Below are 14,572 nucleotides of genomic sequence, written 5' to 3'. Positions count from 1 at the left end.
GGGCTTGCTTGCGAATGCGCTGTATCCATCAGGACATCTGTTACTGACAGACCGCATTCGCGAGCAAGCCCGCTCCCACAGGGGTTTTGCGTTTATTCGCCGATGGCGGATTTGTAACCGGCAGCGTCCAGCAGTTTTTCAAGGTCTGCCGGGTTGCTTGGCTTGAGCTTGAAGATCCAGGCGCCGTACGGGTCGGAGTTCAGCAGCTCAGGGCTGGCACTCAGATCTTCGTTGACGGCGATCACTTCGCCGGCAATCGGGGCGTATATATCCGAAGCGGCTTTCACCGATTCAACTACGCCGGCCTGGCCTTCAGCTTTGAAGGTGGCGCCAACTTCAGCCAACTCAACAAACACCACATCACCCAACGCTTCCTGAGCATGGTCGGAGATACCGACGGTCACGCTGCCGTCAGCTTCCAGACGGGCCCATTCGTGACTTTCGGCAAAACGCAGGTCGGCAGGGATATTGCTCATAGTCTGTGTCCTCAAGAAGAAATGTCAGCGGCCTTTGGCCTGCCGGAATAGTTAGATCAAGGTTTTGCCATGGCGCACGAAGGTCGGTTTGACCACTCGAACCGGGTACCACTTGCCGCGGATTTCCACTTCGGCCCGATCAGCCGTGGCCGTCGGCACGCGCGCCAGGGCAATGGATTTGCTCAGCGTAGGAGAGAAACTACCACTGGTGATCTCCCCTTCGCCAACATTGGCGATACGAACCACTTGGTGAGCGCGCAAAACACCCCGCTCTTCCAGCACTAGCCCGACCAATTTGGACTGCACACCGGCGGCTTTTTCCGCCTCCAGGGCGGCGCGCCCGATGAATTGGCGCGCAGCAGGCTCCCAGGCAATGCTCCAGGCCATGTTGGCCGCCAGCGGCGAAACACCTTGGTGAATATCCTGGCCATACAGGTTCATGCCGGCTTCCAGGCGCAGGGTATCGCGGGCGCCGAGGCCAATGGGTGAAATACCCGCACCGACCAGGTCGTTGAAAAAACCCGGCGCCTGATCGGCTGGCAGCACAATTTCGAGGCCGTCTTCACCGGTGTAACCGGTGCGGGCGATAAACCAATCGCCATCCGCCTGGCCTTCAAAGGGCTTGAGCGCGTGGATAAGCGTGCCGCGCGACTGGGTAACCAGCTCGGCGATTTTTTGCCGCGCATGTGGGCCTTGAATGGCCAGCATGGCCAACTCGGACCGTTCATGCAATTGCACCGAGTAGTTGCCCAACTGTGCCTGCATCCAGGCCATATCCTGGTCGCGCGTAGCGGCGTTGACCACCAGCCGATAACCGGTTTCGGTACGGTAGACAATCATGTCGTCCACCACGCCACCCTGCTGATTAAGCATGGCGCTGTAAAGCGCACGGCCGCAGCCCTGCAAACGATCAACATCATTGGCCAGCAAATGCTGGAGCCATTCCTTGGCCTGAAGGCCTGTGACATCAATCACGGTCATATGAGATACATCAAACACCCCACAGTCGCGTCGCACCTGATGGTGTTCTTCAACTTGCGAACCATAGTGCAGAGGCATATCCCAACCGCCAAAATCGACCATTTTCGCGCCGAGGGCGAGATGCAGGTCATACAGAGGCGTACGCTGTCCCATGGGTTTCTCCTTCCGGGCTTGGCGAAGATGCGCAGAATTGCCATGTGCGCTATACGCCTCGAATTACGAGGCCTGCAGCGGCATACAGCGACTCACCCCGAAAGACGAAGCGCACCGAATGCCGCGCATTGTAGCCGCAAGCCGTAGGACTGACACCTAGCCGATTTGACGGGCTGAGCGCCGGATCAAGCCAACCACCGGCAACAAGCCCACCAATACCAGGGTCAACGCCGGCAGCGACGCCCGCGCCCACTCGCCTTCACTGGTCATTTCAAAGATCCGTACCGCCAGTGTGTCCCAGCCAAACGGACGCATTAGCAGGGTCGCGGGCATCTCTTTCAGTACATCGACGAATACCAACAGCGCCGCGCTCAATGTGCCTGGCAGTAACAACGGCAGATACACTTTGTAAAACAGTCGCGGGCCGCTCACCCCGAGGCTGCGGGCCGCTTCCGGTAACGACGGACGAATTCGCGCCAAGCTGTTTTCCAATGGCCCGTAGGCCACCGCCAGAAAACGCACCAGATACGCCAGCACCAGCGCCAAGAGGCTGCCGAGCAACAAGGGTTTGCCCGCGCCGCCGAGCCAACCCGACAGCGGCACCACCAGCGCGCGGTCCAGGTAGCTGAACGCCAGCATGATCGACACTGCCAGCACCGAGCCCGGCAAGGCATAGCCGACGTTGGCCAGGCTGATGCCGGAGCGAATCGCCCGGGTTGGCGCCAGCCGGTTGGCAAAGGCCAGTACCAGCGCCACGCTGACAGTGATCAGAGCGGCCATACCACCCAAATACAGGGTGTGGATGATCAAGCCGGTGTAGCGCTCGTCCAGGTCAAACCGGCCACGCTGCCAGAACCAGGCGATCAGTTGCAGCATCGGGATGACGAAGGCGCAGGCGAACACCACGCCACACCACGCGCTGGCCGCTGCCGCCTTGAACCCACGCAGCTGATACAACGCCTTGGCGCGTGGCCGCTCATTGCTCGGTCGACTCGCACCCCGCGCACGCCGTTCGCCGTACAGCACCAGCATCACCACCAACAGCAGCAGGCTCGCCAGTTGGGCCGCGCTGGACAGGCTGAAAAAGCCGTACCAGGTTTTGTAGATGGCGGTGGTGAAGGTATCGAAGTTGAAGACCGAAACGGCGCCGAAATCCGCCAGGGTTTCCATCAAGGCCAACGCCACACCCGCGCCAATTGCCGGTCGCGCCAGGGGCAGCGCCACGCGCCAGAACGCTTGCCAGGGTGATTGCCCGAGTACCCGCGCCGCTTCCATCAGGCCTTTGCCCTGAGCTAAAAATGCGCTACGCGCCAGCAGATAGACATACGGGTAAAACACCAGCACCAGCACGATAATCACGCCGCTGGTAGAGCGAACGCGCGGCAGGCGCAAGCCCGTGCCGAACCATTCACGCAGCAGGGTTTGCACTGGGCCTGCGAAGTCCAGCAGGCCGACAAACACAAAGGCCAGCACGTAGGCCGGAATCGCGAAGGGCAGCATCAACGCCCAATCGAGCCAGCGCCGCCCCGGGAATTCGCAAAGGCTGGTCAACCACGCAAGGCTCACGCCCAACAGCGTCACGCCGACACCGACACCCAGCACCAGCGTCAAGGTGTTGCCCAGCAGGCGCGGCATCTGGGTCTCCCACAGGTGCGCCCAGATCTGTTGATCGATACTTTGCCAGGACAGCAACAGCACGCTCAGCGGCAGCAGCACCAGGGCGGCGACGCTGAACACCGGCAGGTACCAGCGACGTTGGGCGGGGTGGGCCAAAAGGGATTCTCAGTGAGTGGGTAATCTAAAGGCAGACACAAAACAGTGACGGGCAAGCCCCGCCAAGCTCAAAAGCCGAACGCGATAAAATGTGGGAGCGGGCTTGCTCGCGATTGCGGTGTGTCAGATCAGTATTTTTCAACTGGCGAACCGCAATCGCGAGCAAGCCCGCTCCCACAAAAAAGCGCTTTCGACGGCGCTGCATCAAGGCTGTAGGGGAGCCTCGCACCTTTTACACATTCAGTTCCAGCCGGCGCGGTCCATCAAACGAATGGCTTCAGCCTGGCGCTTGCCCGCCACTTCCACCGGCAAGGTATCGGCGACGAATTTGCCCCAGGTCGCCACTTCCGCCGATGGCGGTACGGCCGGGTTAGCCGGGAACTCCTGGTTCACATCGGCAAAGATCTTCTGCGCTTCAGGCGTGGTCATCCACTCCACCAACGCCTTGGCCGCTTCCGGGTGCGGCGCATGCTGGGTCAGGCCAATGCCCGACAGGTTCACGTGTACGCCACGGTCGCCCTGGTTCGGCCAGAACAGCTTCACCGCCAGGTCCGGCTTCTCTTTGTGCAGGCGTCCAAAGTAGTAGGTGTTGACGATGCCCACGTCGCACTGCCCGGCGTTAATCGCTTCAAGCACTGCGATGTCATCGGAGAACACGTCGGTGGACAAGTTGTTGACCCAGCCTTTGACGATTTCTTCGGTCTTGGCCGCGCCATGGGTTTCGATCAGGGTGGCGGTCAGCGATTGGTTGTAGACCTTCTTCGCAGTGCGCAGGCACAAGCGGCCTTCCCACTGCTTGTCGGCCAAGGCTTCGTACGTGGTCAGGTCAGCCGGCTTAACGCGGTCGGTGGAATAGGCGATGGTCCGCGCACGCAGGCTCAAGCCGGTCCAGCCGTGGTTGGATGAGCGATATTGCAGCGGAATGTTTTTGTTGATCACATCGGAGGTAAACGGTTGCAGGATACCCATTTGCTCGGCCTGCCAAAGGTTGCCGGCGTCGACGGTGAGCAACAGGTCGGCCGTAGCGTTTTCGCCTTCGGCCTTGATGCGCTGCATCAGCGGAGCCTCTTTGTCGGTGATGAACTTCACCTGTACGCCGGTTTTTTTCGTGTAGGCGTCGAATACCGGCTTGATCAGTTCGTCGATGCGCGAGGAGTAGACCACGACTTCGTCGGCTGCCTGCACGGTGGTGCTGCCGATTAGGGTGAGTGCCAGGGCAGTCAGGAGGCGCTTGGGTGCCAACATGGGTGCGGTCTCTCATTTGCAAAAAGAGGGCAAATGATAAGGACTCACATTTGGTAACGCTTGATGGAGGCGTTACCAGATGTTGCATGGCCGGCATGTGCAGTGGAGCGAGTGGCCTCTTCGCGAGCACGCCCGCTCCCACAGGGGTTTGTATTTCAGGTTCAGGGTTTGGCCAGTTTCGGTAGATCACCCGTCAAGCCCAGCGCTTGGCGTACGAACACGGCCTTGGCTTCGGGCATCTGGTCGACCAGCTTCAACCCGGCATTACGCAGCCAGCGCAACGGCAACTGATCAGCCTGGAACAACCGCTCAAACCCCTCCATCGCCGCCATCAGCGCCAGGTTATGCGGCATGCGCCAGCGCTCGTAACGGCTCAGCACCTTTACATCCGCCAAACGCTCGCCGCGTTCGTTCGCCGCCAACAGCACTTCGGCCAGGGTCGCCGCATCGAGAAAACCAAGGTTCACGCCCTGCCCCGCCAAGGGATGGATCACGTGCGCCGCATCGCCAATCAACGCCAGGCCTTCGGCCACGTAGCGCTTGGCGTGACGTTGACGCAACGGCACGCAAAGGCGTGGGTCGGCGCTGATGACTGTGCCGAGTCGCCCTTCAAAGGCGCGCTCCAGTTCATGGCAGAAGCGTTCATCATCCAGCGCCATCAGGCGTTCGGACTCGGCGGGCGTGGTTGACCAGACGATCGAGCACCAATCTTCTTGGCCATCGCGCACCAGTGGCAAAAACGCCAGCGGGCCGTTGTCGGTAAAGCGCTGCCAGGCGGTGCGCTGGTGTGGTTGGCTGCTGCGTACGCTGGTAACAATGGCGTTATGCAGGTAATTCCATTCGCGCGTCACCGTGCCAGTCAGGCGGCGCACGGCGGAGTTGGCGCCGTCGGCAGCAACCACCAGCGGCGCGCGCAATCTGCGGCCGTCGGCGAGGGTCAGCAGCCACTCATCGCCGGAGCGGCGCATCTGTTCCAGGCGTGCATTGGCCAGCAAGCCCAGGTCGCACTCATGCAAGCGGTCGAGCAAGGCATCCTGCACCACGCGGTTTTCGACGATATGCCCGAGCACTTCAGCGTGCACGCTGGCCGCCGAAAAATGAATGTGCCCGGTGCCGCTGCCATCCCACACTTGCATCTCGCCGTAGGGGCTGGCGCGGCGCGACACCACACCATCCCATACGCCCAGGCGTTCCAGAATGCGCTGGCTGGCGGTAGACAGGGCACTGACGCGGGGCTCGAAGGCCGCTTCACCGTCGAACGGCTTGACGCTCAATGGGCTGCCGTCGACCAGCAGCACCTGCAAGCCACTGCCCTGCAACGCCAGCGCCAAGGCGCTTCCGACCATTCCGGCCCCGACAATCAGCACATCTGCGCGCATGTCCATGCTTTAAGCCTGTCTCGCTGGCGGCTTGCGCCGCACGTAAAGGGTTTTGTCGACTCGCGCCACCAGGGTGCCGGAGCCGTCATGAATCTGCACCTCAAGGTGGGGCAAGTACTTATCGCCCCCTTCGGTGTGTCGACGAACCTCATCCAGCAAGGCTTCGTCGATTGAAAATTCGGCGTACACCGGGCCTTTGCCCGGCGAGATAAAGTCGATGCTCGCGGCCTTGTCCCACACGATGTAATCGCGGCCAAGGTTCTCCATCAGCATCAGCATGTAGAACGGGTCGACCATTGAATACAGGCTGCCGCCAAACTGTGTGCCAACGTAATTGCGGTTGTACCAGCCCAAGCCCATGCGCACTTTGACGTGACGAAAATCCGCGCTCATGTGCTGCACGCTGACCCCGGCGCCCAAGTACGGCGGGTACAGGGTCATGATCCAACGCAACAACCGCGCCTTGCCGAACCGCTTGATCAGCCAGTTACGCATCCGGGCGCGTGCCCAGGCCCATGGCCTGACGGGCAAACCAGCGTTTGGCCGGCGGCAACACATCCAGGCCCAGCAAGCCCATGTTTCGGCCCAGCGCGACCAACGGTTGAGCGCTGCCAAACAAACGCGTGACGTGATCAGAGAAACCCACGGTGAGGTTCTGGTCCTGGCGCTGGCGCTGGCGATAGCGCTGCAAGGTCGCCAAATCACCTGGCACCGCCGGCCCGGCCAGCAAGGCCTCGGCCAATGCATTCGCGTCGCGCAGGGACAAGTTGAAACCCTGCCCGGCAATCGGGTGCAGGCTGTGCGCGGCATTGCCGAGGACCGCCAAATGCGAGCGTACTTGCTCTTCTGCCTCAACCAACGTCAGCGGGTACAAATGGCGAGCCCCCACCTGTTTCAAGGTGCCCAGGCGGTAGCCGAACACACCCTGCAATTCGCTCAAGAAACTGCGTTCATCAAGGTTAGCCAGGCGCTGCGCGTCCATGCCGATGCGGGTCCAGACCAGCGCGCAGCGGTTGTCCGGCAGCGGCAGCAAAGCCATCGGCCCGTCATCGGTGAAACGCTCGAACGCCTCGCCGTTATGCGCTTCGCTTGGGGTGATATTGGCGATCAGCGCGCTCTGGTTGTAAGGGCGGGTTTTCACGCCGATGCCCAATTGCTCGCGCAAACCCGAACGGCCGCCGTCGGCCAGCACCGCAAGGTCGCATTCCAGCACGGTTTCATCGTTGAGGGTCAGGCGATAGCCATCCGGCAGCGGCTCCATGCGCGTGACTTCCGCCGGGCAGCGCCAACTGACCACCTCTTTGTCCAACCCTTGCCACAGGCATTGGCCCAGCCAGGCGTTTTCAACCACATAACCGAGCGCGGGTACGCCCTCTTCGATGGCGGACAAGCGCGCGGTAGAGAAGCGCCCACGGTCCGACACGTGAATCTGCTTGATCGGTTCGGCGCGACGGGAAATCTCCGGCCACACACCCAACCGCTGGTAAATCTGCCGCGCGCCGAAGGACAACGCCGAAGAACGTGCATCATAGCTCGGCTGGTAAGTGTCACCGGGCGCGAACGGTTCGATGAGCACGATGCTCCAACCACGTGCCTTCGCGCCCGCCTGCAATGCCAACGCCAGGCTGGCGCCGACCAGGCCGCCGCCGATGATCGCCAGGTTGACCCGGCTCATCGCGCAGCCGCCATCAGCGCTTCAATGTCGTCGACGGTTTTGGGCACGCCGCCGGTCAGAACTTCACAGCCTTGCTTGGTCACCACCACGTCGTCCTCGATACGTACGCCAATACCACGCCATTTCTTCGCCACGCTCTGGTTGTCCGGCGAAATATAGATGCCTGGCTCCACGGTCAATGCCATGCCGACTTCCAGCACACGCCATTCGCCGCCCACCCGGTAATCGCCCACATCGTGCACATCCATTCCCAGCCAGTGGCCGGCGCGGTGCATGTAGAACGCACGGTAGGCTTCGCTGGCAATCAACGCGTCAACGTCACCCTGCAACAGCCCCAGCTTTACCAGCCCGGCGGTGATCACTTGCACGGTCGCCTCGTGGGCCTGGTTCCAGTGTTTGTTCGGCGCGATCTCGGCGAAGGCGGCTTCCTGCGAGGCCAGCACGATTTCATAGATGGCCTTTTGTTCCGGCGAAAACTTACCGTTGACCGGCCAGGTCCGCGTGATGTCGCTGGCGTAGCAGTCGATCTCGCAACCGGCGTCGATCAGCACCAGGTCGCCGTCCTTGAGCACGGCGTCATTCTGCTGGTAATGCAGGATGCAGCTGTTGCGCCCAGCCGCGACGATGGAGCCATAGGCGGGCATCTTGGCGCCGCCCTTGCGGAATTCGTAATCCAGCTCGGCTTCGAGGCTGAACTCGTGCAAACCGGCACGACTGGCCTGCATCGCCCGCACATGCGCGGCGCAGGAAATTCGCGCAGCCTCGCGCATCACCTTCACTTCTGCCGCCGATTTATACAGGCGCATGTCGTGGAGCAGATGGTCCAGGGCAACGAATTCGTTCGGCGGCTGCGCGCCGAGGTGCGCTTTAGAGCGGATAACGTTGATCCACTCCATCACGTGCCGGTCGAATTCGGCGTTGCTGCCCATGGCCGAATACACCCGGTCACGACCTTCGATCAGGCCGGGCAGGATGTCGTCGATATCAGTGATGGGAAACGCATCGTCGGCGCCAAAGTCACGCACAGCGCCTTCGGTGCCGGCGCGCAGGCCGTCCCACAATTCGCGTTCGGCATTGCGTTCGCGGCAGAACAGCACGTACTCACCGTGCAGGCGACCGGGCATCAGCACGATCACCGCTTCAGGTTCAGGGAACCCGCTCAGGTACTGAAAATCGCTGTCCTGACGGTAAACGTGCTCGACATCACGATTGCGAATGGCCACGGCGGCGGCCGGCAGTATCGCGATGCTGTTGGGTTCCATCTGCGCCATGAGCGCCTTGCGGCGACGGGTGTATTCCGCTCTTGGGATATGAATCATGGGCAGTTGGGCTTCCTTTTTTAGTGCAGCGACGGCTTGGTTGCGGTTGGCTCAGCGGCCTTTTTGGTCTCGGTGAACAGCAACAACGGCGCGACGCGCAGGTATTCCATCACTTCCATATAGTCGCCTTCGCCGTCTTCCGATTCTTCCAGGGCATCCTGCACCTGGGAGATGGCGGCCAAGTCTTGCAACACTTCCTTGGCGTCAGTGCTCAGCTCCAGGCCGCCGGCGTTCACGCCAAAGCCGTGGAGGAAACCCTGGCACCATTGGCCCAGCGCTGCGGCGCGCTCAGTAAGCGGCGCATCGTCGGTCGGCAACAGCAAGACCACGGTGACGTCATCACCGGTCAGCTCGCCCTTGACCATTTCTTGCAGGCCGATCAACGCATTACGCACGTTCTCGGTCGGCTCGGTCTCCAGCAGTTCGGCGACGTCAGCCAGCCAGTTGTCGGCGTCAAAGCCGACGCCGGTGCAACTGCGGCCCAACAACACACCGTGCAGTTCGGCAGGCGAGCAAGGATGGCCACTGGTGCTCAGCAGTTTGGAAAAAGCATCGTACGGGGAGTTCTGAATAGGCATGGTGAGCTAGGCGCCAGACGGCGCAATGTCTAGAATGAAGCGCTGTATCCTAGCACCGGCATACGTACCAAGACTATCAAGGGCGTCAGATCGTTTATCCTGCAGTCGCCATTCATCAGACAAATCCAGTGGAACCCAATGGAAGACACCGACCTGCAAGCGCTGATGGCCAGACTCGAATTGCTAATTACCCGGGTCGAGCAACTAAAGGGCCAAAACGGACTCCTATTAGCTCAGGAAAAGACCTGGCGCGAGGAACGCGCTCACCTCATTGAAAAAAACGAAATCGCCCGGCGTAAGGTCGAATCGATGATTTCGCGCCTGAAGGCCCTGGAGCAAGACTCATGAGTTCAAGCAATAGCGTAACCGTGCAGATCCTCGACAAAGAATATTCGATCATCTGCCCCCAGGAAGAGCGCAGCAACCTGGTGAGTGCTGCCCGCTACCTGGACGGCAAAATGCGTGAAATCCGCAGCAGCGGCAAAGTCATCGGCGCCGACCGTATCGCCGTGATGGCTGCACTCAACATTACCCACGACTTGCTGCATAAGCAGGAACGGCCTGACGTGCAGGCCAGCGGCTCGACACGTGAGCAAGTGCGTGACCTGCTGGAGCGCGTGGATCTGGTGCTGTCTACCGATCAAGAGCCACCCAAGGGCTGATTGCCGCGCACGTTTAAGGTATACTCGCCTCACTCCCTGGCGTGTTTGCCAGTCGGCGATGTCCCGGAGCCGATTCGCACTACCCTGGAAGTTGCACGTTGGGCTGGTGTGCATGTCCGCTAGACGGAAAGCCTTAAAGCCTACTGCATCTTCCACCTTGAACTTTCGGGTTCAAGGGCTTAGTCGACAGCGACTCTGTCGGGGAGCCTGAATATCCAAACTCAATGCCAGTCTCAGGACTGGCATTGTTTTATGAGCCGAAAAGCCATGACCGAACCTGCGCCGCTTTCTCGTCCGCAACTTCGACGCATGTTGCGCAAAGCCCGCCGCGCCCTCACGCCGAGTGAACAGCGCCAGGCAGCCCAAGGCTTGTATCGCCAGCTGGCACAGCACCCGCTGTTTCGCCGCGCCAAACATATTGCTTTATACCTACCGACGGACGGCGAAATCGATCCGCGCCTGCTGCTGCGCGCCGCTCAGCGCCGGGGCAAGGCGACGTACCTACCGGTGCTGAGTGCCTGGCCGCGAACCAAGATGGTGTTCCAGCGTGTGCGGCCTGGGGATACGTTACTGCCCAACCGCTTTCGCATTCTTGAGCCCCGCATCAATGCCCATCGCCAGCGCCACGTGTGGGCACTGAACCTGGTGCTGTTGCCGCTGGTGGGCTTTGATGATGTGGGTGGTCGCCTGGGTATGGGCGGCGGCTTTTATGATCGCAGCCTGGCCTACCTTGCCCGGCGCAAAAACTGGCGTGCGCCGACGCTGCTGGGGCTGGCCCACGAATGTCAGAAAGTCGAACGCCTGGCACAGGCGAGTTGGGACGTGCCACTGGCAGGCACCGTTACCGATAAGCAGTGGTATGTCGCAGAAACGCCGCTGGAGTCAGCGACGCCTTGAAGTCGTATTAACGCTTGAACAGTTGTGGCTGCTGCTGAGCCAGCTCAATCGGCGCATCGGTCTTGTTCGACCACAAGCTCTGGGCATAACCGGTGGTCACGACGCCCAGACCAAACAAAATAACCAAAATCCATAGTAAATCCGGCTTACGTTGCATCGATTGCCCCCCTGCAGGCACCTCGTACACGATGACAACAACGTTCCAAAGTAGTCCGTTGCAGCTGCGTCAAGCTTAAAAGCGGGCATTCTGCGGTAACGTGAACCAACACGCAAACCTTGACGCCAACCGACTGTCGGTTTGTCATGCAATTGCCCCGCAACTTCCCCACTGCCTTTTTCAGGAGCCCACAAATGGCCTATTGGCTGATGAAATCCGAGCCCGATGAACTCTCGATAAAAGACCTGCACACACTTGGCGAAGCCCGCTGGGACGGGGTGCGCAACTATCAGGCACGCAATTTTCTTCGGGCCATGGCAGTGGGCGATGAGTTTTTCTTCTACCACTCCAGTTGCCCCGAGCCTGGCATTGCCGGCATCGGCAAAATCACCCAGGCGGCCTACCCGGACCCCACCGCGCTGGAGCCGCAAAGCCACTATTTCGACGCCAAGGCCAGCGCCGAAAAAAATCCGTGGAGCGCAATCAACGTCGCGCACCTACAGACCTTTCCCGCGGTGCTGGGCTTGGGCTATCTGAAACAGCAGGCCGCTCTCGCCGAGCTGCCATTGGTGCAAAAAGGCAGCCGGCTTTCAGTGATGCCGGTCACTGCCGAGCAGTGGGCCGCCATCCTTCAATTAGTTGATTGATCAGCACACACTCGGTGCGCTGATAACGAAACACGCCGACTCAAACCTGTCCAAACGGCTAGTCGCCGCTCACCGTAGGTTGGGGCAGAATCACTGCCCCGCCCATCAGCAAGGAAGGTCGCGTGTCTACTCCCACTTACAGACACGCTATCGATGGGCTGCGCGCCATTGCCGTGCTCAGCGTGATCATCTTCCATCTGAATTTTGCAGACTGGCTGCCCGGTGGTTTTACCGGCGTGGATATGTTCTTCGTGATTTCCGGGTACGTGATCAGCCAATCACTGTGGCAGCGTCGTGACCTGACCTTCGGCCGTTACCTGGCAGACTTCTACCGGCGCCGCCTGCTGCGCATCATGCCCGCGTTGCTGACCGTGCTGTGTGTCAGCTTTGTGCTTTCGGCGATGTTCATGCCGCAGTTCTGGCTCAGCGAGATGATCAACAGCACCGGCCTCGCGGCATTTTTTGGCCTGAGCAATTTTGTCCTCGCATGGAACACCGACACCTACTTTTCACCCAGCGCTGAACTCAACCCGTATCTGCACACCTGGTCACTGGGCGTTGAAGAACAGTTCTACGTAATCTTCCCGGCCCTGTTTTTTGTGTGGCTGCGTTATCGGCAGGCGGCATGTGCCTGGGCGGTGCTGCCGCTGATGGCGATTGCCTCGCTGAGCGTCGGTGCTTATCAGGTAACTGCCGAGCCGCTGTCGGCGTTTTATCTGCTGCCTGGGCGCTTCTGGGAATTGGCCGCCGGTGCAATCCTGTTTCAACTGATCGGTACGCGCGATGTGACGCCGCGCCTAAACCGCCTGGCACCGGCCATGCTGGCTGGCGGCCTCGGCCTGGCGGTCGCCGGTTTCTTGCTCGCCAGCCCCAGCCAGTTCCCTTTTCCGTGGGCAATGCTCACCGTAGCAGGCTCGCTGTCGATGATCGCCGGGATAGTGCTGCAGGCCGACAGCGCCCCGGGCATGCTGCAACGCCTGCTGCAACACCCGCTGGCAACCTACATTGGCCGGCTGTCCTATTCGCTGTACCTGTGGCACTGGCCGGTTGCAGTGTTCCTGCGGTGGACCACCGGTCTGGAGCTGCTGGCCGTACAAGTGCTCTACCCCGTGCTGGTATTCGCGCTCGCGGCGGCGTCCTACCACTGGATAGAAACGCCTGTGCGCAGCGGCAAGTCGGCTGTGCAACGCACGGCATGGCTCACCTTTGCGAGCGGTTTGGGCGTTACGGGCCTGATGTGGCTGGGTGCGCAGTGGGTGTCAAACAACGCATCAACCCTGTCACTCAGCCAGACTCGCGACAGCTACACCTGGTATGCCTATCAACACTATCCCCAGGAAGCTTTCGAGACCCTCGACGACCCGCGCCTAGAGGGACGGCAGCTGTTTGTCATCGGCGATTCGCACACGGCCGCCTACCGCACCTTGCTGAAACTGGTCTCGCTCAAACTGGGCATCACGGTAGTGGAATACGAACAAGGCGGCTGCGCGCTCGTCAGCCTGATCGGCGCCGACCCCGCGCATTGCGCCGTTTCACGCGAAGCCCAACTCAGGGCAATCGAGGCGCAGGCCAAGCCGGGTGACGTGGTATTTTTGGCCTCGCTGCGCATGCCGGAACTCGACGGGCGCGCGTGGCAGAACGGTGAAGCGGCGATGATCGACGAGGCACTGGGTGAGTTGACTGCCGAAAACCTCGAAGCGGCGCGAATATCCGCTGATGCGTTGTTGAGCCGCTTGCAGGCGGCACAGCTCAACCTCTTGATTGACGCCCCCAAACCATTGTTCAAGTCAGCGCCCAACCGCTGCTCGGACTGGTTCAACCGGATGAACCCAATCTGCGAGCCGGGCATGACCATGGCGCGTGACCAGCTTGAACGGCTACGCGCGCCGCAGATGCAACTGCTGCAAAATTTGCAGGCGGATTACTCGGCCTTGCACGTCTGGGACCCGTTGCCGCTGCTGTGCCCTGGCCCGACCTGCTCGGCCTATGACGAACATGCCAAGCCCCTGTTTTTTGACTCCAACCACCTCAGCGGCCATGGCAACCGCGTGCTTGAGCCCGCCTTCAGCGCAGCATTGCTGAAAATCTGGAACGTGACGCCACCCGTTACTGAATGATCAGGTTATTGAACAACAGGTCTTCGACCATCGGTTTACCGGTCTCGTCGTTCATCACTTGTTGCGTTTGCTTGAGGGCTTCCTGGCGCAGCTTTTCTTTGCCTTCAACCGTGCTCATGGCGTCGTTGGTCTGCTGGGTAAACAGGGCCACCAATTGGTTACGGATCAGCGCGTCGTTGGCTTTGACCGCGGCGGCGGCTTCAGTGCCGGTCACGCGCAGGGCAATGTCGGCCTTGAATACCTTGAGTTTGGCCGTGCCGTCCAAGCCGTAGTTACCCACGAACGGCGGGGTCAGGCTGATATAACTGACCTTGGGGGCCTCGCCTTCTTTCGCTTCTTCGGCCTGGGCTGCCATCGGCAAAGTCAGGGCGAGCATCAACAGGATCCACGCTTTCACAGTTCATTCCTCGAATTCGGTTGCCGGGTAGCATAACGCTAGCAAGGCTGAGTACAAGCTTATGGCGGCTTATCAGGCCCGGGCATGCTCGTTGACCCACGGGCGCACCCACCTAC

16 protein-coding genes and 1 other RNA gene are annotated in these 14,572 nt (G+C 60.6%); 6 read left to right on the top strand and 11 right to left on the bottom strand.

Features of this window, described 5'->3' with window-relative positions:
* Positions 1–92: 92 nt before the first annotated feature.
* The 9 genes from gcvH to ACOZK9_RS12370 form a co-directional block, all read right to left on the bottom strand.
* On the bottom strand, positions 93–476 hold the full coding sequence (gene gcvH / locus ACOZK9_RS12410) for a glycine cleavage system protein GcvH (protein WP_421555923.1): 384 nt from the start codon (positions 474–476) through the stop codon (positions 93–95).
* Between the two features lie 51 nt (positions 477–527).
* On the bottom strand, positions 528–1,610 hold the full coding sequence (gene gcvT / locus ACOZK9_RS12405; protein WP_421555922.1) for a glycine cleavage system aminomethyltransferase GcvT: 1,083 nt from the start codon (positions 1,608–1,610) through the stop codon (positions 528–530).
* A gap of 156 nt (positions 1,611–1,766) precedes the next feature.
* Positions 1,767–3,383: an ABC transporter permease gene (locus ACOZK9_RS12400; RefSeq protein ID WP_058413750.1), complete on the bottom strand. Its 1,617-nt coding sequence runs from the start codon at positions 3,381–3,383 to the stop codon at positions 1,767–1,769.
* 240 nt (positions 3,384–3,623) lie between these two features.
* The gene (locus tag ACOZK9_RS12395; protein WP_122250751.1) at positions 3,624–4,628 is read right to left on the bottom strand and encodes an extracellular solute-binding protein; all 1,005 of its coding nucleotides are present in this window, start codon (positions 4,626–4,628) and stop codon (positions 3,624–3,626) included.
* A 161-nt stretch (positions 4,629–4,789) separates the two neighbouring features.
* The gene (locus tag ACOZK9_RS12390; RefSeq protein WP_172979854.1) at positions 4,790–6,007 is read right to left on the bottom strand and encodes a 2-octaprenyl-3-methyl-6-methoxy-1,4-benzoquinol hydroxylase; all 1,218 of its coding nucleotides are present in this window, start codon (positions 6,005–6,007) and stop codon (positions 4,790–4,792) included.
* 9 nt (positions 6,008–6,016) lie between these two features.
* Positions 6,017–6,502, bottom strand: a complete 486-nt coding sequence (locus tag ACOZK9_RS12385) for a DUF4442 domain-containing protein (RefSeq protein ID WP_058413753.1) — start codon at positions 6,500–6,502, stop codon at positions 6,017–6,019.
* Complete coding sequence (ubiH, locus tag ACOZK9_RS12380) at positions 6,495–7,682, bottom strand: 2-octaprenyl-6-methoxyphenyl hydroxylase (RefSeq protein WP_421555921.1); 1,188 nt, start codon at positions 7,680–7,682, stop codon at positions 6,495–6,497. The genes ACOZK9_RS12385 and ubiH overlap by 8 nt, the downstream gene beginning before the upstream one ends.
* Positions 7,679–9,001, bottom strand: a complete 1,323-nt coding sequence (gene pepP, locus ACOZK9_RS12375) for a Xaa-Pro aminopeptidase (RefSeq protein ID WP_152747582.1) — start codon at positions 8,999–9,001, stop codon at positions 7,679–7,681. Before pepP ends, ubiH begins: the two co-directional genes overlap by 4 nt.
* A 20-nt stretch (positions 9,002–9,021) precedes the next feature.
* Positions 9,022–9,579, bottom strand: coding sequence for a YecA/YgfB family protein (locus tag ACOZK9_RS12370; RefSeq protein WP_058413756.1), 558 nt, complete (start codon positions 9,577–9,579; stop codon positions 9,022–9,024).
* Between the two features lie 138 nt (positions 9,580–9,717).
* On the opposite strand from ACOZK9_RS12370, the gene ACOZK9_RS12365 reads away from it, so the two are divergent.
* The 4 genes from ACOZK9_RS12365 to ACOZK9_RS12350 all read left to right on the top strand — a co-directional run bounded on the left by ACOZK9_RS12365 (position 9,718) and on the right by ACOZK9_RS12350 (position 11,138).
* Positions 9,718–9,927 (top strand): TIGR02449 family protein, encoded by a 210-nt coding sequence (locus ACOZK9_RS12365; RefSeq protein WP_058413757.1) that lies wholly within the window; start codon positions 9,718–9,720, stop codon positions 9,925–9,927.
* Positions 9,924–10,241, top strand: a complete 318-nt coding sequence (locus ACOZK9_RS12360) for a cell division protein ZapA (RefSeq protein ID WP_029289530.1) — start codon at positions 9,924–9,926, stop codon at positions 10,239–10,241. Before ACOZK9_RS12365 ends, ACOZK9_RS12360 begins: the two co-directional genes overlap by 4 nt.
* A 30-nt stretch (positions 10,242–10,271) precedes the next feature.
* A non-coding RNA gene (ssrS, locus tag ACOZK9_RS12355) (6S RNA) lies at positions 10,272–10,450 on the top strand.
* 58 nt (positions 10,451–10,508) lie between these two features.
* Positions 10,509–11,138 (top strand): 5-formyltetrahydrofolate cyclo-ligase, encoded by a 630-nt coding sequence (locus ACOZK9_RS12350; protein ID WP_122250754.1) that lies wholly within the window; start codon positions 10,509–10,511, stop codon positions 11,136–11,138.
* A 7-nt stretch (positions 11,139–11,145) separates the two neighbouring features.
* On the opposite strand, the gene ACOZK9_RS12345 is transcribed toward ACOZK9_RS12350, so the two are convergent.
* Entirely contained in the window at positions 11,146–11,295 is a 150-nt protein-coding gene (locus ACOZK9_RS12345) for a hypothetical protein (RefSeq protein ID WP_099234915.1), read from the bottom strand.
* Positions 11,296–11,489: 194 nt separating this feature from the next.
* Here ACOZK9_RS12345 and ACOZK9_RS12340 point away from each other — a divergent pair, with 194 nt between their 5' ends.
* Positions 11,490–11,942: an EVE domain-containing protein gene (locus tag ACOZK9_RS12340; RefSeq protein ID WP_122250755.1), complete on the top strand. Its 453-nt coding sequence runs from the start codon at positions 11,490–11,492 to the stop codon at positions 11,940–11,942.
* Positions 11,943–12,064: 122 nt separating this feature from the next.
* On the top strand, positions 12,065–14,059 hold the full coding sequence (locus tag ACOZK9_RS12335) for an SGNH hydrolase domain-containing protein (protein WP_172979852.1): 1,995 nt from the start codon (positions 12,065–12,067) through the stop codon (positions 14,057–14,059).
* On the opposite strand, the gene ACOZK9_RS12330 is transcribed toward ACOZK9_RS12335, so the two are convergent.
* Positions 14,049–14,456 (bottom strand): flagellar basal body-associated protein FliL, encoded by a 408-nt coding sequence (locus tag ACOZK9_RS12330; protein ID WP_058413761.1) that lies wholly within the window; start codon positions 14,454–14,456, stop codon positions 14,049–14,051. The two genes, ACOZK9_RS12335 and ACOZK9_RS12330, sit on opposite strands and share 11 nt — an antisense overlap.
* Positions 14,457–14,572: the final 116 nt, after the last annotated feature.

This window comes from Pseudomonas kitaguniensis (genome assembly GCF_049199985.1).
In the GTDB taxonomy this organism is placed as follows: Bacteria; Pseudomonadota; Gammaproteobacteria; order Pseudomonadales; family Pseudomonadaceae; genus Aquipseudomonas; species Aquipseudomonas kitaguniensis.
Note: the sequence above shows the minus strand (reverse complement) of the source record. Positions and strands in the feature narration are given on the sequence as shown.

Coding starts and splice junctions, on each gene's coding strand:
- gcvH (WP_421555923.1), bottom strand. CDS start 476: ATGAGCAATATCCCTGCCGACCTGCGTTTTGCCGAAAGTCACGAATGG.
- gcvT (WP_421555922.1), bottom strand. CDS start 1,610: ATGGGACAGCGTACGCCTCTGTATGACCTGCATCTCGCCCTCGGCGCG.
- ACOZK9_RS12395 (WP_122250751.1), bottom strand. CDS start 4,628: ATGTTGGCACCCAAGCGCCTCCTGACTGCCCTGGCACTCACCCTAATC.
- ACOZK9_RS12390 (WP_172979854.1), bottom strand. CDS start 6,007: ATGCGCGCAGATGTGCTGATTGTCGGGGCCGGAATGGTCGGAAGCGCC.
- ACOZK9_RS12385 (WP_058413753.1), bottom strand. CDS start 6,502: ATGCGTAACTGGCTGATCAAGCGGTTCGGCAAGGCGCGGTTGTTGCGT.
- ubiH (WP_421555921.1), bottom strand. CDS start 7,682: ATGAGCCGGGTCAACCTGGCGATCATCGGCGGCGGCCTGGTCGGCGCC.
- pepP (WP_152747582.1), bottom strand. CDS start 9,001: ATGATTCATATCCCAAGAGCGGAATACACCCGTCGCCGCAAGGCGCTC.
- ACOZK9_RS12370 (WP_058413756.1), bottom strand. CDS start 9,579: ATGCCTATTCAGAACTCCCCGTACGATGCTTTTTCCAAACTGCTGAGC.
- ACOZK9_RS12365 (WP_058413757.1), top strand. CDS start 9,718: ATGGAAGACACCGACCTGCAAGCGCTGATGGCCAGACTCGAATTGCTA.
- ACOZK9_RS12360 (WP_029289530.1), top strand. CDS start 9,924: ATGAGTTCAAGCAATAGCGTAACCGTGCAGATCCTCGACAAAGAATAT.
- ACOZK9_RS12350 (WP_122250754.1), top strand. CDS start 10,509: ATGACCGAACCTGCGCCGCTTTCTCGTCCGCAACTTCGACGCATGTTG.
- ACOZK9_RS12345 (WP_099234915.1), bottom strand. CDS start 11,295: ATGCAACGTAAGCCGGATTTACTATGGATTTTGGTTATTTTGTTTGGT.
- ACOZK9_RS12340 (WP_122250755.1), top strand. CDS start 11,490: ATGGCCTATTGGCTGATGAAATCCGAGCCCGATGAACTCTCGATAAAA.